This is a genomic window from Paenibacillus sp. P4_E11, assembly GCF_056401635.1.
Genome location: NZ_JBFUIX010000039.1, coordinates 35,132 through 56,613, shown reverse-complemented (window position 1 = coordinate 56,613; position 21,482 = coordinate 35,132). Strand labels below are relative to the sequence as shown.

Annotated in this window: 19 protein-coding genes, 7 tRNA genes and 1 rRNA gene; all 27 read left to right on the top strand. The window is 51.2% G+C overall.

Going from position 1 to position 21,482, the window contains the following annotated elements; all coding sequences use genetic code 11:
- Positions 1-88, top strand: a 23S ribosomal RNA gene (locus AC1DWB_RS16475); the annotation flags it as partial.
- A gap of 86 nt (positions 89-174) precedes the next feature.
- Positions 175-260: transfer RNA gene (locus AC1DWB_RS16470), tRNA-Ser, on the top strand.
- A 49-nt stretch (positions 261-309) separates the two neighbouring features.
- A tRNA-Met gene (locus AC1DWB_RS16465) sits at positions 310-386 on the top strand.
- Between the two features lie 7 nt (positions 387-393).
- Positions 394-469: transfer RNA gene (locus AC1DWB_RS16460), tRNA-Val, on the top strand.
- A 34-nt stretch (positions 470-503) separates the two neighbouring features.
- Positions 504-580: transfer RNA gene (locus AC1DWB_RS16455), tRNA-Asp, on the top strand.
- Positions 581-685: 105 nt separating this feature from the next.
- Positions 686-761: transfer RNA gene (locus AC1DWB_RS16450), tRNA-Phe, on the top strand.
- 59 nt (positions 762-820) lie between these two features.
- Positions 821-906 (top strand) — tRNA-Tyr (locus AC1DWB_RS16445).
- 24 nt (positions 907-930) lie between these two features.
- Positions 931-1,006 (top strand) — tRNA-Lys (locus AC1DWB_RS16440).
- Positions 1,007-1,154: 148 nt separating this feature from the next.
- Positions 1,155-2,267 (top strand): PucR family transcriptional regulator, encoded by a 1,113-nt coding sequence (locus AC1DWB_RS16435; protein WP_477542161.1) that lies wholly within the window; start codon positions 1,155-1,157, stop codon positions 2,265-2,267.
- Between the two features lie 91 nt (positions 2,268-2,358).
- A complete protein-coding gene (locus AC1DWB_RS16430) occupies positions 2,359-3,480 on the top strand; it encodes an ABC transporter ATP-binding protein (RefSeq protein ID WP_477542160.1) in 1,122 nt (373 codons plus the stop codon).
- Between the two features lie 228 nt (positions 3,481-3,708).
- Positions 3,709-4,650, top strand: a complete 942-nt coding sequence (hprK, locus tag AC1DWB_RS16425) for an HPr(Ser) kinase/phosphatase (protein WP_477542166.1) — start codon at positions 3,709-3,711, stop codon at positions 4,648-4,650.
- Between the two features lie 68 nt (positions 4,651-4,718).
- Positions 4,719-5,660 (top strand): prolipoprotein diacylglyceryl transferase, encoded by a 942-nt coding sequence (gene lgt / locus AC1DWB_RS16420; protein WP_477542159.1) that lies wholly within the window; start codon positions 4,719-4,721, stop codon positions 5,658-5,660.
- Between the two features lie 30 nt (positions 5,661-5,690).
- Positions 5,691-6,332 carry a pyrophosphatase PpaX gene (gene ppaX / locus AC1DWB_RS16415; RefSeq protein ID WP_477542158.1) on the top strand — a complete coding sequence of 214 codons (642 nt, stop codon included), beginning with the start codon at positions 5,691-5,693 and terminating at the stop codon, positions 6,330-6,332.
- Positions 6,333-6,346: 14 nt separating this feature from the next.
- Positions 6,347-6,847: an acyltransferase gene (locus tag AC1DWB_RS16410; RefSeq protein WP_477542157.1), complete on the top strand. Its 501-nt coding sequence runs from the start codon at positions 6,347-6,349 to the stop codon at positions 6,845-6,847.
- A gap of 203 nt (positions 6,848-7,050) precedes the next feature.
- Entirely contained in the window at positions 7,051-8,250 is a 1,200-nt protein-coding gene (locus AC1DWB_RS16405; protein WP_477542156.1) for an ATP phosphoribosyltransferase regulatory subunit, read from the top strand.
- A 26-nt stretch (positions 8,251-8,276) separates the two neighbouring features.
- Positions 8,277-8,915: an ATP phosphoribosyltransferase gene (gene hisG / locus AC1DWB_RS16400; protein WP_477542155.1), complete on the top strand. Its 639-nt coding sequence runs from the start codon at positions 8,277-8,279 to the stop codon at positions 8,913-8,915.
- 150 nt (positions 8,916-9,065) lie between these two features.
- On the top strand, positions 9,066-10,355 hold the full coding sequence (gene hisD, locus AC1DWB_RS16395; protein WP_477542154.1) for a histidinol dehydrogenase: 1,290 nt from the start codon (positions 9,066-9,068) through the stop codon (positions 10,353-10,355).
- Position 10,356: 1 nt separating this feature from the next.
- Entirely contained in the window at positions 10,357-10,962 is a 606-nt protein-coding gene (hisB, locus tag AC1DWB_RS16390; protein WP_477542153.1) for an imidazoleglycerol-phosphate dehydratase HisB, read from the top strand.
- 1 nt (position 10,963) lies between these two features.
- On the top strand, positions 10,964-11,581 hold the full coding sequence (gene hisH / locus AC1DWB_RS16385; protein WP_477542152.1) for an imidazole glycerol phosphate synthase subunit HisH: 618 nt from the start codon (positions 10,964-10,966) through the stop codon (positions 11,579-11,581).
- Between the two features lie 49 nt (positions 11,582-11,630).
- Positions 11,631-12,389 (top strand): imidazole glycerol phosphate synthase subunit HisF, encoded by a 759-nt coding sequence (gene hisF / locus AC1DWB_RS16380; RefSeq protein WP_477542151.1) that lies wholly within the window; start codon positions 11,631-11,633, stop codon positions 12,387-12,389.
- The gene (gene hisI, locus AC1DWB_RS16375; protein ID WP_477542150.1) at positions 12,386-13,150 is read left to right on the top strand and encodes a phosphoribosyl-AMP cyclohydrolase; all 765 of its coding nucleotides are present in this window, start codon (positions 12,386-12,388) and stop codon (positions 13,148-13,150) included. The genes hisF and hisI overlap by 4 nt, the downstream gene beginning before the upstream one ends.
- A gap of 248 nt (positions 13,151-13,398) precedes the next feature.
- Positions 13,399-15,603, top strand: a complete 2,205-nt coding sequence (locus AC1DWB_RS16370; RefSeq protein ID WP_477542149.1) for a helix-turn-helix domain-containing protein — start codon at positions 13,399-13,401, stop codon at positions 15,601-15,603.
- A 234-nt stretch (positions 15,604-15,837) separates the two neighbouring features.
- Positions 15,838-17,349 (top strand): extracellular solute-binding protein, encoded by a 1,512-nt coding sequence (locus AC1DWB_RS16365; protein WP_477542148.1) that lies wholly within the window; start codon positions 15,838-15,840, stop codon positions 17,347-17,349.
- 92 nt (positions 17,350-17,441) lie between these two features.
- Positions 17,442-18,344 (top strand): ABC transporter permease, encoded by a 903-nt coding sequence (locus tag AC1DWB_RS16360; RefSeq protein ID WP_477542165.1) that lies wholly within the window; start codon positions 17,442-17,444, stop codon positions 18,342-18,344.
- 5 nt (positions 18,345-18,349) lie between these two features.
- Positions 18,350-19,213, top strand: coding sequence for a carbohydrate ABC transporter permease (locus AC1DWB_RS16355; RefSeq protein WP_477542164.1), 864 nt, complete (start codon positions 18,350-18,352; stop codon positions 19,211-19,213).
- 27 nt (positions 19,214-19,240) lie between these two features.
- Positions 19,241-20,254, top strand: a complete 1,014-nt coding sequence (locus tag AC1DWB_RS16350) for a M14 family zinc carboxypeptidase (protein ID WP_477542147.1) — start codon at positions 19,241-19,243, stop codon at positions 20,252-20,254.
- Between the two features lie 12 nt (positions 20,255-20,266).
- On the top strand, positions 20,267-21,274 hold the full coding sequence (locus tag AC1DWB_RS16345; protein ID WP_477542146.1) for a hydroxyacid dehydrogenase: 1,008 nt from the start codon (positions 20,267-20,269) through the stop codon (positions 21,272-21,274).
- Positions 21,275-21,482: the final 208 nt, after the last annotated feature.

Sequence of the window (21,482 nt, the reverse complement as noted above, 5' to 3'; positions counted from 1 at the left end):
CTTGTAGACGACGAGGTTGATAGGTTCGGGGTGGACGCGCAGTAATGTGTGGAGCTGACGAATACTAATCGGTCGAGGGCTTATCCTATTCACTCTTACCCGGAGTGACCAGTTACACAATCGCGGCTCGTTACCGCTTTCGCATCTAGTTTTCAGAGAATAAAATCTCTGTATGGAGAGGTACCCAAGAGGCCGAAGGGGGCGCTTTGCTAAAGCGTTAGGGTGTAACAGMCGCAAGGGTTCGAATCCCTTCCTCTCCGTAGTTTTATCTTCAATATGAGTAAAACTTTATGGAATTACAATCTTCTTGGCGGTGTAGCTCAGCTGGCTAGAGCGTACGGTTCATACCCGTGAGGTCGTGGGTTCGAGTCCCTCCGCCGCTACCAAGTATTCGGAGGCTTAGCTCAGCCGGGAGAGCATCTGCCTTACAAGCAGAGGGTCGGGGGTTCGATCCCCTCAGCCTCCACCATCTTCATTCCCCTCGTGGGACAACCTTATATTGCGGAGCTGTGGTGTAGTGGCCCAACATGCCTGCCTGTCACGCAGGAGACCGCGGGTTCGAATCCCGTCAGCTCCGCCATTCTTTTTATGGCGAATACCACGACAACTCTCTCATATTAAATGAAAGAGTAGTGCATATGTTGTACCTGTATTTTTTTTTGTCTGTAAGAGCTGTACAACTCATGGCTCGGTAGCTCAGTCGGTAGAGCAGAGGACTGAAAATCCTCGTGTCGGCGGTTCGATTCCGTCCCGAGCCACCATGTATTTCCTTGGCTGAATAACGCATAGCGGTACTCACAACCGGGGAAACCAATACCATGGAGGATTAGCGAAGTGGCCAAACGCAGCAGACTGTAAATCTGTTCTCTGACGAGTTCGGTGGTTCGAATCCATCATCCTCCACCATTTTCACCTCATGAATCCATTCATGAGCCATTAGCTCAGTTGGTAGAGCACCTGACTTTTAATCAGGGTGTCGTAGGTTCGAGTCCTACATGGCTCACCATTTTTTCAACATTGTGATCAAGACCTTCATTCTAACAGGATGAAGGTTTTTTGTTTTTGCGTGAAACGGCCTGCGATAGGGGGTAAAGGTTTTCATCCCTCCTCAAAATGTGTATGATTAAGAGTAGATCAACGACGGGGGGATGAAGGTGACCAACTGGGATCTAATTAAACAGCAATTGGAGCAAATTCTCAACACTGCAGTTAGACTGACTTCGCTATCCACTATAGATTGGAACCGAATGACTGCAGGAGGTCCCGTGTTCAGCGCCAAAAGCTTTGTGCATGAGCATTCTCGCTACTTCTTCCTATACAAAGAGGCTGCTTCCGTGCATGCGTTAGTAATAGACGAGCCGCTGTTGACGCCATCTGAGCAGCAGTTGGTGGAACTGACGCTTGAAGCATACCGGTCGCAGGAGAAGCTGCAATCGCTGTCACCCGTATCGGATGATGAAAGGAAAGCGGGCGCTATTCGAAGTTGGATCGTTCAAGAGCTGGAAGCAGGCATTACGGAAGGGGAAATGCCGGAGACCGTCGCCTCCTTATTCCCGTTCTACACGTCCAAGATCCCGATCTTATTGTATGGGGATTACTCCGATCAGCGGAAGACAAGCTACCAAGAGTTGAAGAAGCTGCTGGAGTCGTTTTTCGAAGGGGATGTCGTATTACTGCCGTTACTAGATAAGGAATGGCTGATCCTGGTGCCGGAATCGCTGCTCTTAGCGGGAAGCGACTCGGGGAAAGGCGACGGGGAAGAAGAAGCGTTGGAGGATACGCTGGAGTCGATCTGTGACGGGTTGCATGAGATGCTGGCCAGTGAATGGGTAGGCGAGTGCCATCTGTCCGTGTCTTATCCGATTCGACCTTCGAAGTCGACGCTGCAGACGGTTGTCAGGCTCCGTGAAGCGATTACGCTTGGGCAAACCTACCATGTAACGGAATATATTCATTTGCCATGGAAGCTTCATATGGAGAAGCTGCTGCATTGGATTCCGGAGGAAGAGAAGGTCGAGTTTGTAGAACGTGTCTTGAAACGAATGGATGCTCTGCTCGACTTGGAAATGTTGACGACACTGGAGCAATTCCTTGCTCTGGATTGCAATGTAAGCGAAACCGCCAAGCGGCTATTCATTCATCGCAATACGTTGCTGTACAGGTTGGATAAATTCAAGCAGGAGACGGGTCTGGAGGTACGGAACTTCCGGCACGCTGTCCTCGTCTATATTGCCTTACTATTGTACAAAGTGACGAAAAGAAACTAATTTTTTTGTGAGCAATGTGCATAGTCACAAGGTAAGAGGTAGGTTAAGATAAATCTAAGATTAATTTATAATTTATTAGGGGGAATCATCCATGGCAGGTGTACGCTTATCTCACGTCGTGAAGAAATATCCAGGCGCTGCAGAAGACACAGTAAAAGACTTCAACCTCGAGATTAAAGACAAAGAGTTCCTGGTACTCGTAGGTGCTTCCGGTTGCGGTAAGTCCACAACTCTCCGTATGATCGCTGGCTTGGAGGAAATTTCTTCTGGAGAACTGTACATTGGCGACCGCCTTGTGAACGATGTAGCTCCTAAAGACCGCGACATTGCGATGGTGTTCCAATCCTATGCCCTATATCCGCACATGAACGTATATCAGAACATGGCATTTGGTCTGAAATTGCGTAAATTCAAGAAAGCTGAAATCGATGCTCGCGTTCGTCAAGCGGCTAAGATTCTCGATATCGAAGTATTGCTCGACCGTAAACCAAAAGCATTGTCCGGGGGCCAACGTCAACGTGTCGCCTTGGGACGCGCTATCGTACGGGATCCACAAGTATTCTTGATGGACGAACCTCTCTCCAACTTGGATGCCAAACTCCGCGTACAGATGCGTGCTGAGATCAACAAGCTGCACAAGCGCTTGGAAACAACGATCATCTACGTAACGCATGACCAAACAGAAGCTATGACGATGGGCGATCGTATCGTTGTTATGCACCAAGGGATCATTCAACAAGCGGCTACACCTGAAGAAATCTACAACTTCCCAGTTAACATGTACGTTGCAACTTTCATTGGATCGCCTTCGATGAACCTTGTAACAGGCAGCTTGAGCGAATCGAACGGTCAAGTTCGTTTCAAAGCGAGTGGCGTAGATGTATTATTGCCAGAAGGCAAAGCACAATTGCTCAAGGAAAAAGGCTACATTAACAAAGAAGTCGTCTTCGGAGTTCGTCCAGAAGATCTTCACGATGAGCCGATCTTCCTGGAAGGTTCCCCGAACAGCATCGTGAACGGGAACATCGAAGTAGTAGAGAACTTGGGTCACGAAATGCAACTGTACTTGAACGGCATCGGACCAAACCCGGTTGTTGCTCGTCTGAACTCCCGCACAGCCTTCAAGGATGGCATGAGCGTGAAGTTGGCAGTTGACATGAACAAGGTCCACATCTTCGACAAAGAAACAGAAAAGAACGTATTCTTGAGCTAATCAGGAATGAAGAAGGGTCAGCCTAGTGCTGGCCCTTTACTAGTTCTGGGGCGTTTTAATGACCCATACTCGTCATGAATAGGGCACGACAGATGTCGGGTGGTTGTATGACGGTTGCTTTCATTCCGTATTTTCGTTACGATGGCTATATGGAATAAAGTAGGGAATGGACATATGAGAGGATCCGCGCATGCAGAAATGCCGGTTCTGGCATAAGGGGATTAGATGATGGGGAAAAAGACGAAGGTGTCTGATCTCGTGCAGGCATTTCAACTGGAAGTGTTAGCCGGAGGAGACGGACAGAGCCGTTTGATTCACGTAGCAGATCTGTACCGTCCGGGTTTGGAAATGGCTGGGTATTTCGCCTACCACCCGAGAGAGCGTGTGCAAATTCTAGGTAAGACGGAGCTGACCTTCTTCGAGACGCTCACAGCCGAAGAGCGCCGAGACCGGATGCAACGGATGTGCTCGGAGGAAATAACACCTTGCTTCTGTATAACTCGGGGCATGACAGCGCCAACCGAACTGCTGGAAGAGGCGGATAAGTACGGGATGCCGGTTCTACGCACCTCGATGGCGACGACGACTCTAGTGAGTCGAATAACGGGTTTTTTGGAAAATAAGCTAGCCCCGACTACGACGATTCATGGAGTTCTAGTGGACGTATACGGGATTGGTATGCTGATCACAGGGACAAGTGGAATCGGGAAGAGCGAGACGGCGCTGGAGCTTGTCAAGCGAGGGCACCGGCTTATTGCTGATGATGCGGTCGAAATTCGTCAAGTGGCGGAGAATATACTCGTCGGGAACGCGCCAGACCTTATTAAGCATTTGTTGGAAATTCGTGGAGTCGGTATCATTAACGTAATGACTTTATTCGGAGCAGGCGCGATCCGTAATGTGAAGAAGATTACGCTCGTCATCCGCTTGGAAACGTGGCAACAAGATAAGGAATACGATCGGTTGGGCTTGGACGAAGAGACGACCCGGGTTATCGATACGGACCTGCCTCTTGTTACCATTCCAGTACGTCCCGGTAGAAACTTGGCCGTCATTATTGAGGTAGCGGCGATGAACTTCCGCTTGAAGAGAATGGGCTATAACGCGGCGCTACAGTTCACGAATAAGTTGACGGAGACACTGGCAGGAGATCTGGACGAAGGGGATTGAAGGCTGTCTGCGGGAACCTCAAGAGACGGAGGAAATATTGGGTCCGCATATTTGAAAGGAGTTAATCTATGCACTTTTTATTAAATCCGGTCGCCTTCTCACTAGGCCCGATACCGGTTCACTGGTATGGGATCATTCTGGGATCTGCGGCTCTAATCGGCCTACTGCTTGCGATTCAGGAAGGTAAGCGGTACGGTATTGTGCCGGAATTTTTCATGGATTTACTACTGATCGGGGTTCCGTCGGCGATTGTTGGGGCGCGCATCTATTACGTCGCGTTCAAGTGGGATGCTTACAAAAACAATTTGTGGGAGATATTCGCGATCTGGCATGGAGGTATTGCTATCTATGGAGCCTTAATCGGAGCGATCATAGCGGCCGTTATTTTTGTCCGGCGCAGAGGTTATAACTTCTGGAGGATTGCCGATATTTGTGCACCGTCGCTACTCGCGGGACAGCTGATCGGTCGCTGGGGGAACTTCGTCAACCAGGAGGCGCATGGCGGTCCGGTGACAGAATCGTTTCTTCGGGATTCGCTGCATTTGCCGAATTTTATCGTGGATCAGATGTACATACAGGGGGAGTTCTATCATCCTACGTTTCTATATGAATCGATGTGGAATCTTGTTGGGTTGATCTTGTTGCTCGTACTGCGAAGACAAAAGTTTCTCCGTGCAGGGGAATTGTTCTTCAGCTACTTCATCTGGTATTCAATCGGTCGATTCTTTATTGAAGGAATTCGGACAGACAGTCTCGCCTTCACGGCGCCGGAATGGTTCAAGAGCTTCATAGATGCCCTGTGGATGCCGATGACAGTCGTATTCGAACCAGGTTCAATGGATTATGGAAACGTAAGAATTTCGCAGCTATTGGCTATTCTAATCATTATTGCGGCCATTGTGCTGATTGTAGTGAGAAGACGCAAAGGATGGTCAAGTGAGAAGTACGCCGATCCGATTCGTTCAACACGGGTAAGTGACACTGCTATCGATACGGGCGAAGGGATTTAACATTAGCTTGGATAGGGGAGAATACACAGCATGGGCAAGATTACAACCGTTCTCTTCGATTTGGATGGGACGATCGTGGACACGAATGAATTGATCATTCAATCGTTTCTGCATACGTTGGAAGGCATTACCAAGAAAGTCTACACACGGGAAGACATTATTCCTCATATGGGCTTCTCCTTGTACGAACAGATCAAATTTTTCACCGGACTTGAGCAGATTGAAGATTTGGTTGTAAAATATAGAGCGTTCAATGTGGCCAAGCATGACGAGCTAGTTACACAATTCCCTTATGTTCGGGAAGCATTGGCGGAGCTCCAAGCAAGAGGAATTCGGATGGGCGTATGTACGAACAAAATGCGGGCGACAACACTGATGGGACTGAAGCTGTGCGGGTTGGACTCATTCATGGAGACGATTGTGACGGTGGAAGACGTAGCGCAGGGCAAACCGAATCCAGAGATGATCGTTAAGGCGCTGGGACAGCTGAATGTGTCTGCTACGGAGTCGCTGATGGTAGGCGATAGTCAGTATGATCTTATCGCAGCCCATGAGGCGGGTGTAGCTAGTGTAGCTGTGGCTTGGTCATTGAAGGGTGAAGCGCATCTCCGTAAGTACGATCCGACTTATCTGATACACGACATACGGGAATTAATCGAGATTGTAGGATAAAAGAGGGAACGGCCTTGAGAAAGACGGAACAATATCCGGTAGATGGACCGAATGCATTGTGGCAAATGTACAGCACTGTCAGTAAGTTCAAGGCAGTGCGTAATTTCATCTTCATTCAAATTTCCCGCTACTGCCCATCGCTGCCGGTGAAAAACTGGATTTACCGTCGTGTGCTGGGAATGAAGGTTGGAGAACAGACGGCTTTTGCGCTGATGGTGATGGTCGATGTTTTTTTTCCAGAGAAGATTCATGTAGGCAGCAATACGATCATCGGCTACAATACCACGTTATTAACGCACGAATACCTGATCAAGGAATATCGGTTAGGAACCATTACGATAGGCTCGAATGTGATGATCGGCGCGAACGTGACGGTATTGCCAGGGGTTACGATTGGCGATAACGCGATCGTAGGAGCTGGTAGTGTGGTGCACAAGGACGTTGAGGCGGGTAGTTTTGTAGCGGGGAATCCACTCAGGGTCATCAGAGAAGGATCGAACAATCAGGAATCATAGCAGCAGGAGATGGCCGGGGGCGGTGCCTCCGGTTGTTTGCTTGTTAGGGAACAGTAGGGAGTTGTGCGTTGACGAGTTCAAGCGACACGTGGTAAACTAACACATATCTTTACTTTGGTAGCATGGTAATATGGTAGCACATTATTGCGATAAAGCGTTTCGGTTGAAATAGACAGATAGTCGTCATGAAGAGGTGAATGGGGATGTCCAAACCAAAAGTGTTCGAAAAGCCGACCGGCGTCAAGGATTATTTGCCAGAAGCGGTAACCAAGCTCAGACGCATTGAAGCCAATTTGCTGGATTGCATGCAGCGTTGGGGATATCGACAAATTATTACGCCGACGTTGGAATATTACGATACGGTCGGTGCTGCGAGTTCTACATCCGATAAGAAACTGTTCAAGCTGTTAGACAAACGGGGGACGACTGTCGTGCTGCGGTCCGATATAACTGCTCCGATCGCGCGTGTTGCGGCTTCCTTGCTGAAGGATCATCCACTGCCGTTACGGCTTTCCTACCACGCTAACGTGTTCCGTGCGTTCGAGGAGGAAGCAGGTCGGGAAGCAGAGTTTTTCCAGACCGGGGTGGAGCTGATCGGAGATTCCTCCGCTGAAGCGGATGCCGAAGTCGTGGCGCTGGCGATTGCTTGCTTGAAGGCAGCGGGCGTGCCGAAATTCAAGATTGCGTTGGGACATGTAGGATTCCTGAACGGTCTGTTCCGGGATACGCTGCGGGATCGGGAGAATGATCAGAACGCATTGAAAGATAGACTGCTATTGCGTGATCATGTCGGCTATCGAGCGTTGTTGCGTCAATACGACCTATCCGATGGTGTGCGCGGTGAACTTGAAGGCATCTTGCGGCTGCGGGGCGGCGAAGAGATATGTGAGCAAGCTCGCCAACTGACGCAAGAGCGGACAGCGCGAGACGCGATTCAGCATCTGTGCGAAGTATGGGACGTGCTGAAGGCTTACGGCGTAAGCGAGTATGTGCTGATTGATCTGACGATGATCGGAGACTTCTCTTACTATACTGGGATGACGTTCGAAGGATATTCCTCGGATCTCGGATTTCCCGTATGCAACGGGGGACGGTACGACAATCTGCTCCAGCAGTTCCATCGTCCGGCACCCTCGACGGGCTTCGCCCTGAAGACGAATCGGATTATGGAAGTGATCGGGGATATACCGGATGACGCTCCTTTCCGAATTCTAATTCGGTATGCACCAACTGAACTGCAAGCTGCACTCGATTGTGCGCGGGAGATGCGCGCTCGAGAAGGCGTAATGGTGGAGACGATGCGTGTGCAGGGTGTAGCTGAGAACGCGAAGGTAGAGCTGGGGCAGGATGGAAGCTATACGTACCAGGGTATCCGGTACGACGATGTAATTGATTTCATGTAATCGTGTATACAGGAAGGCGGCGCTCCATGGGCGATATATTGAAAGTGGCGGTCCCCAAGGGACGGATTGTCAAACATATAAGCAGGTTGTTCCACCAAGCAGGTATCCCGATTCCGGAGGATCTGGACGACACGCGGAAGTTTATTATCCCGGCCCATGAGTTGGGTATGGAATTCATTATCGCGAAGCCGGCGGACGTTCCGACATATGTCGAATATGGCGTGGCTGATCTGGGCGTAGTCGGCAAGGACGTGCTGATGGAAGAGAATCGCAACGTATATGAGCTGATCGACTTGGGCATCGCGCGCTGCCGATTCTCGGTGATTGGCTTGCCCGACTGGCAACCGGTGCTTAATCCGCGCGTTGCCAGCAAGTTTCCGAACGTGGCTTCGCAATACTTCCGTGAGAAGGGCCAGCAGGTGGAAGTTATTAAGCTGAACGGCAATGTGGAACTGGCTCCCTTGATTGGCTTGGCTGACCGCATCGTTGATCTGGTGGAAACCGGGAATACGATTCGCGAGAACGGGCTAGTGGAGATGGAGACGATTGCGGAAATTACGAGTCGGCTCATTGCCAACCGGGTCAGTTACCGGATGAAGAACGAAGCGATTCAACAAATGTGCGATCGGCTGCAACAGGTGATCCCGGTGAGCGGACGCGTGTAGCGGTGGTTGTTGGAGGTCGATTCATTGTGGACCGAGGAGTGGAAAGTGAAAAAGAGGACCCTGGCGAGTTTTGGCTTGAACCTCCACCCACTTGGAACGGCCAGAGTGATAGATGGGATGTAGCGATAGCAATTGATTGGAGGGGTAGACATGCGCATTATACCGGCCAAGGAATTCGCCTTGGCACGTGAAGTGGAATATGGCACGGCGGAACAAAATGAGACGGTGCGCACGATTCTGGCGCAAGTGCAAGCCGAGGGCGATGCGGCCGTAGCGCGGTTCAGTGAGCAGTTCGACCGCGTGCGGGTCGAACCGGAGCGGCTCCGCGTCACCGAAGCGGAGATTCAAGCGGCCTACAGCCGCGTAGACGAGGCGTTCGTCGCGGCACTCCGTCAGGCGGCGGCGAACATCCGCCGCTTCCACGAGAAGCAGGCGCGTACCTCGTGGATGGACCTGCAGCCGGACGGCAGCCTGCTCGGGCAGATTATCCGTCCGCTGAAGCGAGTCGGCCTGTACGTGCCCGGCGGGAAGGCGGCGTATCCGTCGTCCGTGCTTATGAATGCGATCCCCGCCCAAGTGGCCGGGGTGCCAGAGATTGTGATGGTGACGCCGCCGGCGACCAACGGCCAAGCCGACATCGACCCGTACATCCTCGTGGCGGCGGCGGAAGCCGGCATCCGCGAGATGTACCGGGTCGGCGGGGCGCAGGCCGTGGGCGCGCTCGCCTACGGCACCGCCAGCATCAAGCCGGTCGACAAAATTGTCGGCCCGGGCAATATCTACGTCGCGCTGGCGAAGCGCGCGGTGTACGGCGTCGTCGCGATCGACTCGATCGCCGGGCCGAGCGAGATCGTCGTGCTCGCGGACGACAGCGCGGATCCGGCGTACATCGCCGCGGACCTGCTGTCGCAGGCGGAGCACGACGAGATGGCGTCCGCGCTGTGCGTGACGACGTCGCGCCCGCTCGCCGAGGCGGTCGCGGCCGAGGTCGCGCGCCAGCTCGCAGCACTGCCGCGACGCGACATCGCCGCCGCGTCGATCCGCGACCGCGGCGCCGTGCTGCTCGCGGACAGCCTGGACGAGGCGCTCGACACGGTGAACCGGCTGGCGCCGGAGCACCTCGAGCTGCTCGTCGCCGAGCCATTCGGCCTGCTCGGCCGCATCGAGAACGCGGGCGCCATCTTCCTCGGCGCCTACAGCTCGGAGCCGGTCGGCGATTACTTCGCCGGACCGAATCATGTGCTGCCGACGAACGGCACCGCCCGGTTCTCGTCACCGCTTAACGTCGACGATTTCTTGAAGAAATCGAGTGTCATTTCTTACAGCAAGGAAGCATTGTTGGCGAATGGCGAGGCGATCATTACGCTTGCCAAGCATGAAGGGCTGGAAGCTCACGCCAGAGCGATCCAAATTCGTCTCGAGAAGGAAGGGAAGAAGTAACATGACCACCGAATCGAACCGATCCCGTTCAGCGGGAATCGACCGCAAGACTAACGAAACGAACATCAAGTTAAACTTCAACGTAGACGGGAGCGGCATCTCGGAGATTAGTACCGACGTTCCGTTTCTGAACCATATGCTGGATCTCTTCACCCAGCACGGCCAGTTCGATCTGAAGGTCGAGGCGGAGGGCGACATCGATATCGATGATCACCATACAACCGAAGATATCGGCATCTGCCTCGGTCATGCGCTCAAGGAAGCACTGGGTGACAAGCGCGGTATAAAGCGTTACGCCAACGTGTTCGTGCCGATGGATGAGGCGCTTGCACAAGTGGCGATCGACATTAGCAATCGACCGCACTTGGAGTACCGAGCTACATTCCCATCGAACCAAGTCGGCAGCTTCACAACCGAGCTCGTGCATGAGTTCCTGTGGAAGTTCGCGCTGGAAGCGAGAATTACGCTGCATGTCATTGTTCACTATGGCCAGAACACCCATCATATGGTGGAGGCGATCTTCAAGGCGCTCGGACGTGCGCTGGACGAAGCAACGTCGATTGATCCACGCGTGACCGGTGTTCCGTCCACGAAGGGAGTGCTCTAACGTGATCGCTATTATCGATTACGGCATGGGCAATCTGCACAGCGTCAGCAAGGCTGTGGAGCGCCTTGGGGTGGACGCGGTAGTGACGTCTGATGAGGGCGTGCTGATGCAGGCCGACGGGGCGATTCTGCCTGGCGTTGGCGCATTCGGTGATGCGATGCACAACCTGCAGGAGACAGGCCTTGGCGATGCGGTCCGTTACTATGCGCAGTCCGGCAAGCCGTTGCTCGGCATCTGCCTTGGTATGCAGTTGCTGTTCGCTGAGAGTGAGGAACATGGTCGGAATGAAGGGTTGAACCTGCTTCCCGGGCGGGTTGCTCGTTTCCAAGGCGACTACAAGGTTCCGCACATGGGTTGGAACAAGCTGCAGTTTCTTCAGCCGCATCCATTGTTCAATGGCTTGGAGGAAGGACATGTGTACTTCGTCCATTCGTATCATGTGTTGCCCGAGCGGCAGTCGGATCTGCTAGCCGTTACGGATTATTATCAGCCGGTGACGGCGATCGTCGGGCACGGCCAAGTGTTCGGCATGCAGTTCCACCCCGAGAAGAGCGGTCCGCTCGGAATGAGGCTGCTAGACAATTATCTGAAGTTCGTCCAGAATCGGATTCCGGTCTAGGCGGGGTCGGACAGAACGCGTAATCGGCTGGGATAGGGAGAGAGAGCATATGCTGGCAAAACGTATTATTCCTTGTTTGGATGTGAAGGACGGTCGGGTAGTGAAGGGTGTGAACTTCGTCAATCTGCGGGATGCCGGAGACCCGGTAGAGTTGGCTGCTATCTATGATCGAGAAGGGGCAGACGAGCTTGTCTTCCTGGATATCTCGGCTTCGGTAGAAGGTCGTGCTACTATGGTGGAGGTCGTCAAGAAGACAGCGGGCGAGATTACGATTCCGTTCACGGTCGGCGGCGGGATCTCCAGTGTGGAAGACATGAAGCGTCTCTTGCGTGCTGGGGCGGACAAGATCGGCATTAATACGGCTGCTGTGAAAAACCCGCGGTTAGTAGCTGACGGAGCAGCCAAGTTCGGCTCGCAATGTATCGTCGTGGCGATCGATGCCAAGTATAACGAGGCATGGGGCGAATGGGAAGTGTTCACACACGGCGGACGCAATGCCACAGGCATCAAGGCGCTGGAATGGGCGAGTGAGGTGGAGCGTCTTGGAGCGGGCGAGATTCTGCTTACGAGCATGGATGCCGATGGCACCAAGGACGGCTTCGACCTGAAGCTGACCCGGGCCGTATCGGAGCGAGTGCGTATTCCGGTTATCGCATCAGGTGGAGCGGGGAACGAAGAACATTTCCATGATGTGTTTACCGAAGGCAAGGCGGATGCGGGGCTGGCGGCCACGATATTTCACTATAAAGAATTGACGATTGATCAAGTGAAACAAGACTTGAGACAAAAAGGGGTTGAAATCCGATGACGATACAACCGAGCGATAACTGGCGCTCCGCGATTCGTTGGGACGCGAATGGGTTGGTACCTGCCGTCGTGCAGGACGCGATTAGTAAAGAAGTACTTATGCTAGCCTATATGAATGAAGAATCACTGGCACGAACGATCGAGTCCGGAGAAACTTGGTATTGGAGCCGCTCGCGCTCCGAATTATGGCACAAGGGTGCGACCTCGGGCCATATTCAGAAGGTGAAGTCGCTCAAATACGATTGCGACGGCGATACGCTGCTCGTGCTCGTCGATCAGATCGGTCCGGCTTGCCATACGGGCAAATACAGCTGTTTCCACAACGAGATCGCAACAGTCAGTGGGTCCGCAGTTCAGACGGCGACCCAAGACCAAGACAGCAGTGCACCTACCGAAGGCCCGACCGGCTTCATCAACCTCGGTTCGCCGGATGTAGAAGTGTGCGCGGTGCCAGGCCGTCCTGGTCGATTCGACATCTTAACCAAGCTGGAGAGCGTCATCGCCCAGCGCGATGCAGAGCGTCCAGAAGGTGCGTATACGACCTACTTGTTCGAGAAAGGAATCGACAAGATTCTGAAGAAAGTCGGCGAAGAGTCTGCCGAGGTTATTATCGCGGCCAAGAACCGGGATAACGACGAGCTGCGCTGCGAGTCAAGCGATCTGATCTTCCATCTGCTCGTCCTGCTAAGGGAAGCGCGTCTACCGCTGGACGATATTATGGCCGAGCTCGGTCGCCGTCACGTAAGCAAGAGCAAGTCATAGGTTTGCACATACACCTGACCGAAGAACGTTCGGTCAGGTGTTTTTTGTTTTTCTAGAGCTGGGCTCTTTTGTGGAAGTTGGTATTTTTTTAGACGAAAGGGCCATTAATGTTGAAAGCGAATTCACAAAGGGGCTATGACGGTGAGGCAGTCTGTTTACACTACAAAATTCGTCTGCTAAGATGTGAATACCAAAGAAGAGACAGAGAAAATAGGTAATCACTATTCTTATTTAAATGGGGGGGTTGCATGAAAAATCTACAGCCGATCCTTTACATCCGAAACCGGTCCAATTCCCTTTATTTAAGACTAATTGTAGGATTTCTGTGCATCATTCTTCTACTCGCCTCCCTTACGATCTACTCATTCACGGTTTCCAAACGAAATGTCAAGCAGGAGGTTGTCAAGTACAACACGTTGATTCTCAAAAATACGAGAGATAACTATGAGAAGCACTTGGACTTAATTAAAAAGCAAATGTATTTCTTTTATATGAGCGAAGAAGTTCAAAAGCTGAAAAATGCGCCTAACTACGTCAATTTCCCCAACATCGTGCGAGAAATATCTACATGGGTAGCCAATCCGTATCTGTTTATCGATAATATCGTCTTTTATTCCAAGCATGACGGGTATGTTCTGGAAAAAGGGACGAGCACGAATGCAGAATCGATGTTCCGTGTGTTTTATACGAGTGAAGAATACCCGTTAGATTTTTGGAATCAGCAATTCTCCGAATCCTACTCCATGCGGGTTTTTCCGTCTGCCCAAATATCCAATAAGATGTTTCGCGACCGTCCTGTGGCGTTAGGTGAGTATATTCCGATCATCTTCAAGAACCAAGAAAACCAGGATTTCTATATGGTCGTCTTTCTTGATGCCATTAAGATGTATAAGGAATTCCATCAAAGCCTCTATAATGACTTGATTATCTACGATGACCTTGGACAGACCCTCTTCAAGAGTGTTGTGCAAGATCCTTTCCTTGCCTATAGCGATCTGAAGACATATGAAGACAATGAGTTCATTCGGAATGCCAAGTATCATTTTGTTAAGCAGGGAGTGGGGACCAGATTCCAGTATGTCTACCGGGTTCCTGTAGAACGTATTCAATATGAATCCAGGTTGAATATAACGCTTATCGTCATTATGGCGACTGCAATCGTGCTTAGTGTTGTGTTCTCCTTCCTGTTCGCCGCACGGATCAACAATCCGTTGAAAAAAGTGGTCGAATCGATCCGCGACATGAACAACAAAGTCTCCTATCGGACGAACATCAAGGAGTTTGATATCCTCAGTAATGAAATTCGTGATAGTCAAGCCATCCTGAAGCAAGTGTCGTTCATTAACCATTTGAAAGCGATCCGGAACCACGGACACCACGCGATGAAGTTGGATTTCTCCAATAAGCCGTTCGTCTTTGTGCTGTTCCACCTCCAACAGTGCCCTAATGATTCAAGTAGGCAAGAAGACATTCAGAACTGGTTGTATCAGCTTAAACTGGTCATAGACAGCAAGCTGACTCCGACACTGCCGGACGCCCTAACATTCCAGATTGAACGGAATCAGATCCTGAGTCTCGTGTTCACCGATCGTATGCAGGGCTTGATCGAATTGCTCAACCGGATGAAGGAGGGTTTCGATCAGGATCGGGAATACGGCATCATGACGATTGCGGTCACCTCCATCTATTCCAATTCGGATCAATTGACAGTGGCCTATGAGGAGGCACAGGACCGAGTTGGAGATCGCCTGTTAAGGGATGAGACGCAAATCATTTGGAAGCGTTCTTCGACACCTATTACGGTCGGCTTCTCACCGGATCAAGATAAAGAGTTTGCGGCGAATTTGAAAGAAGGCAATACCCTGCAGCTGGTTGCCCTTCTGGAACGATTTTTTGCCCGGTGGCAGAGCAAGGAATTGACGGCGGCCGCGTTGATGCGGTTTGCCGAATATGTAGTTGGCAAGATCCATAGTGTGACAATCCCTAGCTGTCTTGATCCGGTCCGGTTGGAGAGTATCTTGGGCAAATCGGGAGAACGTCTGCAACGATGTGCAACGGTGGCGGAATTGGAGCAATTGTTGCTCGATTGGGTGACGAAATCGGCTGAAGCCGTTCGGGAGAAAAAAGAAGAGAAGCACCCGGTTACTGCGTTTGTGTTTGATTATGTGAATGAGCACTTGGCAGAGGAACTGTATCTGGATGTATTGGCGGAAAAACTGAATCTGAGCAGCGGTTATTTGTCCTCCTATTTCAAAGAGAAAACCGGGATGAACATCGTGGACTATATCAATGAAACCCGGATCACGAAGGCGAGAAGCCTTCTGGCTGACAATCGGATGAAGGTCCATGACGCTGCCAAAGCAGTAGGTTACCAGAACATAACGTCCTTCAATCGGATGTTCAAAAAATATACGGGGCTTACGCCGACGGAATTCCGGAAAAGAAACGATTGATGGTAAATAAAACCGTAAATATCTCAGCTAGGTTATTTTGCGGAGACTGGTCTTTTTCCCGGATCACCGTAAAATCATAACAGGATGCTGGAATGTGTTCATAGGCGACCGGATGTAACGTTCATTATGATACAGGTACCGCAGCAAACGATGCTTATGAAAGCGAGTTCATGAACATGGAGGCGTTGCTGTGGAGAAAATGAGCGAAACGTGAAATGGGAGGGTTTAGTCCAAATGAAAACAAACAAAGGAATGGCCGTGACACTGGTCAGCGTGATGGTCGCAGGGCTGATCGCGGGCTGTAGTACCCAATCTACAACGGAAGTCAAGTCGGCTTCACCGACACCACCCGCCTCGGTCAAGCAAGCCGATCCAGCAACCATTCGGTTGTTTACGGAGAATCAAGCTGGATGGCCGGTCAAGCAAGATTGGCCCGTCTGGAGCTGGGTTAAGGAGAAGACGAACATCACGATTAAGCCGGAGCCCGCAACCGGTCCGGAGTCGATGGCGCTTACGATCGCATCGGGGGACATGCCTGATGTGTACTCCCTCTATCCGTTCGATGTCTCCAAATATGGAGCGCAGGGTGCCTTTATCGATATGGGCAAGCACCTCGATAAGATGCCCAATTTGAAAGCGTTTTTGGCTGAGAAACCAGAAGTGCTCAATCGAATTAAGTCGCTGACGGGAGGAGAGCTGCTCTACATCCCGAATGACGGTGCAGGGGCAAGCAATCAATTGGTCTGGTTCAATCGTGAGGACGTCTTCACGAAGCACAATCTGACTCAACCGAAAACGTGGGATGAACTGTATGAAACCGCGAAGAAACTGAAGCAGCTGTATCCGGACAGTTATCCTCTTGTATTCCGACACGGCTTGGGTACGTTGAATACATTCGCGCCTTCGTTCGGTATCTACCCGCAGTTCTACGAGGATCTGAACGCCAAGAAGATCAAATACGGACCTCAAGAGCCCGCATTCAAAGAAATGATCACCTATTTGAACAAGTTGTATAAAGAAGCTCTCTTCCAGCCGGATTGGCTTTCTATGGACTATAAAGCATGGACGCAAGCCATCACGACTAACAAATCGTTCATTACCGTGCAATATATCGGGCAGATTGAGATTATGAACAACGAGCTGAAGGACAAGGGGCGTCTGCAGTACATGGCGCCACCTGTCGGAAGTGGCAGCAAGGCCTACTTGCCGAGGGCATTCGAAGTCGTGGGTAATGCTATTTCCGCCAAAACCAAAAATCTCGATGCCGCCTTGCGTTATGTGGATTTCCTGTACTCGAAGGAAGGCCGGGATATTCTCAGCTGGGGGAAGGAAGGGCAGACCTACACGGTGGAGAACGGCAAGCGCAAGTTCAAGCCGGAGTATAAGCAGCCCAACGATATTCGCAAGGATCTAGGGATTATGACGGCCGGGGCTTACGGGTGGTTGAACTACGATTCGATCTTGTCCCTGATCGCCGAGAATGAACGTACGGCTTATGTCGAAGCGCCCAAGATTAGCTTCCCTACATCGGAAGCACTGCCGTACCTTACGGCAAGTGAGATGGAAACGGTCACATTGACCAGTGATCCCTTGGTCAAATATTATGAGACCTCGGTCATTAAATTCATCATCGGGGAGACCCCAATGACACAATGGGATTCCTTTGTAAGCGAACTGAATAAGCAGGGTGCAACCAAGATCCTGGATATTTACCAGAAGGCGTTGGAACGGCAAAAGGCCAAATAACTAGCATGGAGGGGAAACATCGGGCCCTGTACATCGTGTACACGCTTGTACAGGCCGGTTGATTCCTTACGGAAGGAGAACCAGCCTTGAAGATGACCTTCATTAGGGAGCTGAAGCGGGACCGGACGTACCTCATGCTGCTCGTTCCTGTCATTCTCTACTATGTGTTGTTCAAATATGTACCGATGTTTGGGATCGCGATATCGTTTAAGAACTATAATTTGTTCAAAGGGTTTTGGGAGAGCGACTGGGTAGGGTTGAAATATTACAGGTTGTTCTTCGCCAATCGAGATGCGTTCAGTATCATCAAGAATACAGTAGTACTCAGCGTCTATAAGTTGTTGTTTGGATTCCCTGCCCCTATCATTCTAGCGCTCTTGCTGAATGAAGTACGGGGAGCGGTGTACAAACGATTTGTGCAGACCGTTAGCTATATGCCGCATTTTCTATCCACTGTCGTCGTTTCAGGGATGATCGTGATGATATTGTCCCCGAGTACGGGGTGGGTGAATGAAGCCCTTCAGGCTCTCGGGCTTCAACCGATCAACTTCTTGCAGGAAGCAGGCTGGTTCCGCACGATCTATGTCAGCTCAGATGTATGGCAGGAGGTCGGTTGGGGCTCCATCATTTATTTGGCTGCGCTGTCAACCATTGACCCCCAGCTCTATGAAGCGTCGAGGATGGACGGTGCGGGCAGATGGAAGATGACGGTGCATATCACTTTACCCGGCATAGCGCCAGCGATCGTCATTTTGTTCATTTTGCAGGTGGGCAAGGTGCTTGAGATTGGCTTTGAGAAGGTGTTTCTGCTCTCCAACGCTGCAACCTACGACACTTCGGACATTATCGCTACTTATGTGTATCGGCTAGGCATTCTTCAGGGAAGCTGGAGCTATGCATCTGCGATCGATTTGTTCATGGGCGTCATCGGTTTTGTGTTGGTGTATATGACGAATCAGATCAGCCGCAAGTTAGGAGACACGAGCTTATGGTAAGGGGCATAACCAAGCGCTTTAGTTTATTCGACATCTTGAACCTGTTGCTGCTCGCAGGCGTTGCTTGTGCGGCATTGTTCCCTTTTCTTCATATGGCAGCTGTTTCGTTAAGTTCTTCCGAATATGTGGTCCGCAGCGAAATCGGTCTCTGGCCCAAAGGGATTAATCTCGATGCCTATGTGTCCGTCTTCAAGGACGATCGCATTCTTGTAGGATACAGAAATACGATCCTTTATGTCACACTGGGGACCTCCCTATCGCTAGTGGTTACTATGATGGGCGCTTATTCTTTGTCCAGAAGAAATCTGGTTCTCGGCAAACCGATCATGCTATTCATCGTCTTTACTATGCTGTTCTCAGGTGGGATGATCCCCACATATCTGGTTGTCCGCAGCTATGGTCTGTTGAACACGATTTGGGCGATGCTGTTGCCTGGCCTTGTTTCCACTTGGAATCTGATCGTGATGCGTACGTTTTTCCAGGGCATTCCGAAAGAGCTTGAGGAGTCTGGAAAGATCGACGGGTTGTCGGATCTCGGTATCTTGACGAGGATTATCGTCCCGCTATCCAAGCCCGTGATTATGACGATTTCGTTGTTTTACGCAGTAGCCATATGGAACAGTTTCTTCGGCGCTATGCTTTACTTGCGAAAGGAAAGCTTGTATCCGCTTCAACTGATCATTCGGAATATGGTGATGGTCGGTCAGGTCAAGGATTCGGTTGTGGGTTCCGTAGGGGATAGCCTGGTTGTGGCTGAGTCGCTCAAATATACAGTCATTCTTGTGGGGACCTTGCCGATCCTTATGGTATATCCGTTTATTCAAAAGTATTTTGTGAGTGGGGTCATGATCGGATCCGTGAAAGGATGAGTGGTTAGAGAAGGGAGCGTGGGCAGAATGGCGGTTTCGTTTTGGAAAAGCAGGTTACAAGAGATAGAGGAGCTGATGTCGACGATTTCCAAGGGGAACGTAACGACATTGGCTACTTCGGCGGGTGGGAGAGACATCTATGCCGTGGAGTATGGGGAGAAGGAGGGCTTCGGGCGGAGAGCTAACTACAGTTCGGCTTGTGGAGCGGACAATCCCGAGCATTACGCGCGGAAAGGAAGGTCGGCCAAACCCGTGCTTCTGATTGTAGGAGGCATTCACGGGGGCGAGCTCGAAGGAATCGTCGGCGTAATGAATCTCATCCACTTGCTGGAGACGGGAGTCGATTATCGAGGGAAGAGAAACGACTATTTGTACGAGAATGCGCACCACTTCAGGCTGCTGCTCATCCCTTGCATGAACCCGGACGGTCGGGCTAGGCTGCCAGTCGATACACTGATCGACGTGCCTTACGAGAAGTTCGTCTATTACATGCAAGGCTCATGGAAGGACGGCACACTGTGCAGATGGCCAGACTGCAAGGCCGTTCACCCGATCAAGGAGGAATCGGATTTCTTGGGATCGTATTTCAACGATGATGGCATCAATATGATGCATGACAATTTCTTCGCTCCGATGGCAAGGGAAACGAGTGCTTTACTCGGATTGTCGGAGCGGGAGGCAGTCGATTTCTCGATGCTGCTGCATGGTGGGGCCGATACGGAAATCCACTTCCCGGCGATCTATTATACCCCTCTCGTCATCAAGATGAGGCAGCAGGCATTTAATCAGAGTATGGAAGCGGCTTATAAGAAGCAGGGCCTTCCGTTTAGCTTAGTGAACCAAGTCGTAGTGGACGGGGAGAAACCTCCGAATCCGTCATTCAATCTCACCTCGGCGCTTCATCATACGTGCGGCGGCATGAGCATGACGTTCGAATCGAACATGGGGCTTGATGCACCGGGTGTGAAATTGACGGCAGATGAAATTCTCGATAGCCACTTCGTCTTATTCGAAGAGATGTTCCGGTTTACAACATCCTAGGAGGTTAGTTCATTGCGTACTCTAATTACGGTGTCCAATCCGGATTTGAAACAGACATTATTCAGTCCTCAGGCCATCCGTAAGCTGGAAGCGGTATCGGAAGTGGATTGGGTGCCTGAAGGACAGCCGTTAACGTCAGACGAGTTGGCCATGCGCATCTCCCCATACGATGCAGTCATCACGTCTTGGGGTTCTCCCCAATTAACAACCGAAGTGTTGGCTCAAGCATCGCGACTCCGGTTTGTAGGCCATGCTGCCGGTACGGTCGTTCCCTTTGTAGATCCCGCTATATTCGAGCATGAACATGAAATCATCGTCTGCAATGCCAATTATGCGCTAGCCCGTTCGACGGCTGAACTGGCGATGGCCCTGATGATGGCCGGAACATGGCAGCTGCGAGGTTACGCGCATCGAATGGAGCAAGGGGAATGGAAGACCACGACTAAGGAAACCCGCTTGGGTATCTTTGGTCAGACGATCGGGTTGATCGGGTACGGAGAAATTTCTCGTGAATTGATTCGCCTGTTAAAGCCACTTGATGTGAAGATTCTACTGTTTTCCAGGAATTGTCCGGATGCGGATGCTGTGGAATGGGGGATCGAGAGGTGCAGTCTGGAAGAATTGCTGCAGCGCAGCTCTATTGTGTCGTTGCATAACACGTTGACCGAACAAACGAAGGGAATGATCGGTCGAGAGCAACTGAATCTGATACAAAATGGAGCGTTGGTTGTTAATACAGCAAGAGGGCCTATCCTACAAGAGGAAGCTCTGTTGGAGGAGCTGCAATCCGGGAGAATTCATGCTGCGCTGGACGTGTTCGATCACGAACCCTTACCGGCAGATCACCCGCTGCTCCGTCTGCCGAATGTATTGTGTTCCCCTCACATCGGGGCATTGTCTGGTTATTGGCGAAGCCGCTTGGGTGAGATCGTCATCGATGATTGGATCCGGTTGCTGCGAGGCGAGTCGCTGCAAGGACGAATTACGAAGGAGAAGTTCGCCATCTTGACTCCACGTTAATCTTTCCGTGCAGAGTTTTTGCACCTCTGGTCGCTTGGTCGTTGAGTTCCGTTTCGCGCGTGGGAGGAAGTAGGCAGGAGATTCCGACCGCGGTTGAAATCATGGCCCTTGGATTATAGTTTTGTTATGGTGGGCCATGATTTCAAAGGCGGACGCTTCGCTTCTCCACCCCCTACCTACTTCCTCTTCTGTACTGCTTTCCTTCTTA

Coding starts and splice junctions, on each gene's coding strand:
- AC1DWB_RS16430 (WP_477542160.1), top strand. CDS start 2,359: ATGGCAGGTGTACGCTTATCTCACGTCGTGAAGAAATATCCAGGCGCT.
- hprK (WP_477542166.1), top strand. CDS start 3,709: ATGGGGAAAAAGACGAAGGTGTCTGATCTCGTGCAGGCATTTCAACTG.
- lgt (WP_477542159.1), top strand. CDS start 4,719: ATGCACTTTTTATTAAATCCGGTCGCCTTCTCACTAGGCCCGATACCG.
- ppaX (WP_477542158.1), top strand. CDS start 5,691: ATGGGCAAGATTACAACCGTTCTCTTCGATTTGGATGGGACGATCGTG.
- AC1DWB_RS16405 (WP_477542156.1), top strand. CDS start 7,051: ATGTCCAAACCAAAAGTGTTCGAAAAGCCGACCGGCGTCAAGGATTAT.
- hisG (WP_477542155.1), top strand. CDS start 8,277: ATGGGCGATATATTGAAAGTGGCGGTCCCCAAGGGACGGATTGTCAAA.
- hisD (WP_477542154.1), top strand. CDS start 9,066: ATGCGCATTATACCGGCCAAGGAATTCGCCTTGGCACGTGAAGTGGAA.
- hisB (WP_477542153.1), top strand. CDS start 10,357: ATGACCACCGAATCGAACCGATCCCGTTCAGCGGGAATCGACCGCAAG.
- hisF (WP_477542151.1), top strand. CDS start 11,631: ATGCTGGCAAAACGTATTATTCCTTGTTTGGATGTGAAGGACGGTCGG.
- hisI (WP_477542150.1), top strand. CDS start 12,386: ATGACGATACAACCGAGCGATAACTGGCGCTCCGCGATTCGTTGGGAC.
- AC1DWB_RS16370 (WP_477542149.1), top strand. CDS start 13,399: ATGAAAAATCTACAGCCGATCCTTTACATCCGAAACCGGTCCAATTCC.
- AC1DWB_RS16365 (WP_477542148.1), top strand. CDS start 15,838: ATGAAAACAAACAAAGGAATGGCCGTGACACTGGTCAGCGTGATGGTC.
- AC1DWB_RS16360 (WP_477542165.1), top strand. CDS start 17,442: ATGACCTTCATTAGGGAGCTGAAGCGGGACCGGACGTACCTCATGCTG.
- AC1DWB_RS16350 (WP_477542147.1), top strand. CDS start 19,241: ATGGCGGTTTCGTTTTGGAAAAGCAGGTTACAAGAGATAGAGGAGCTG.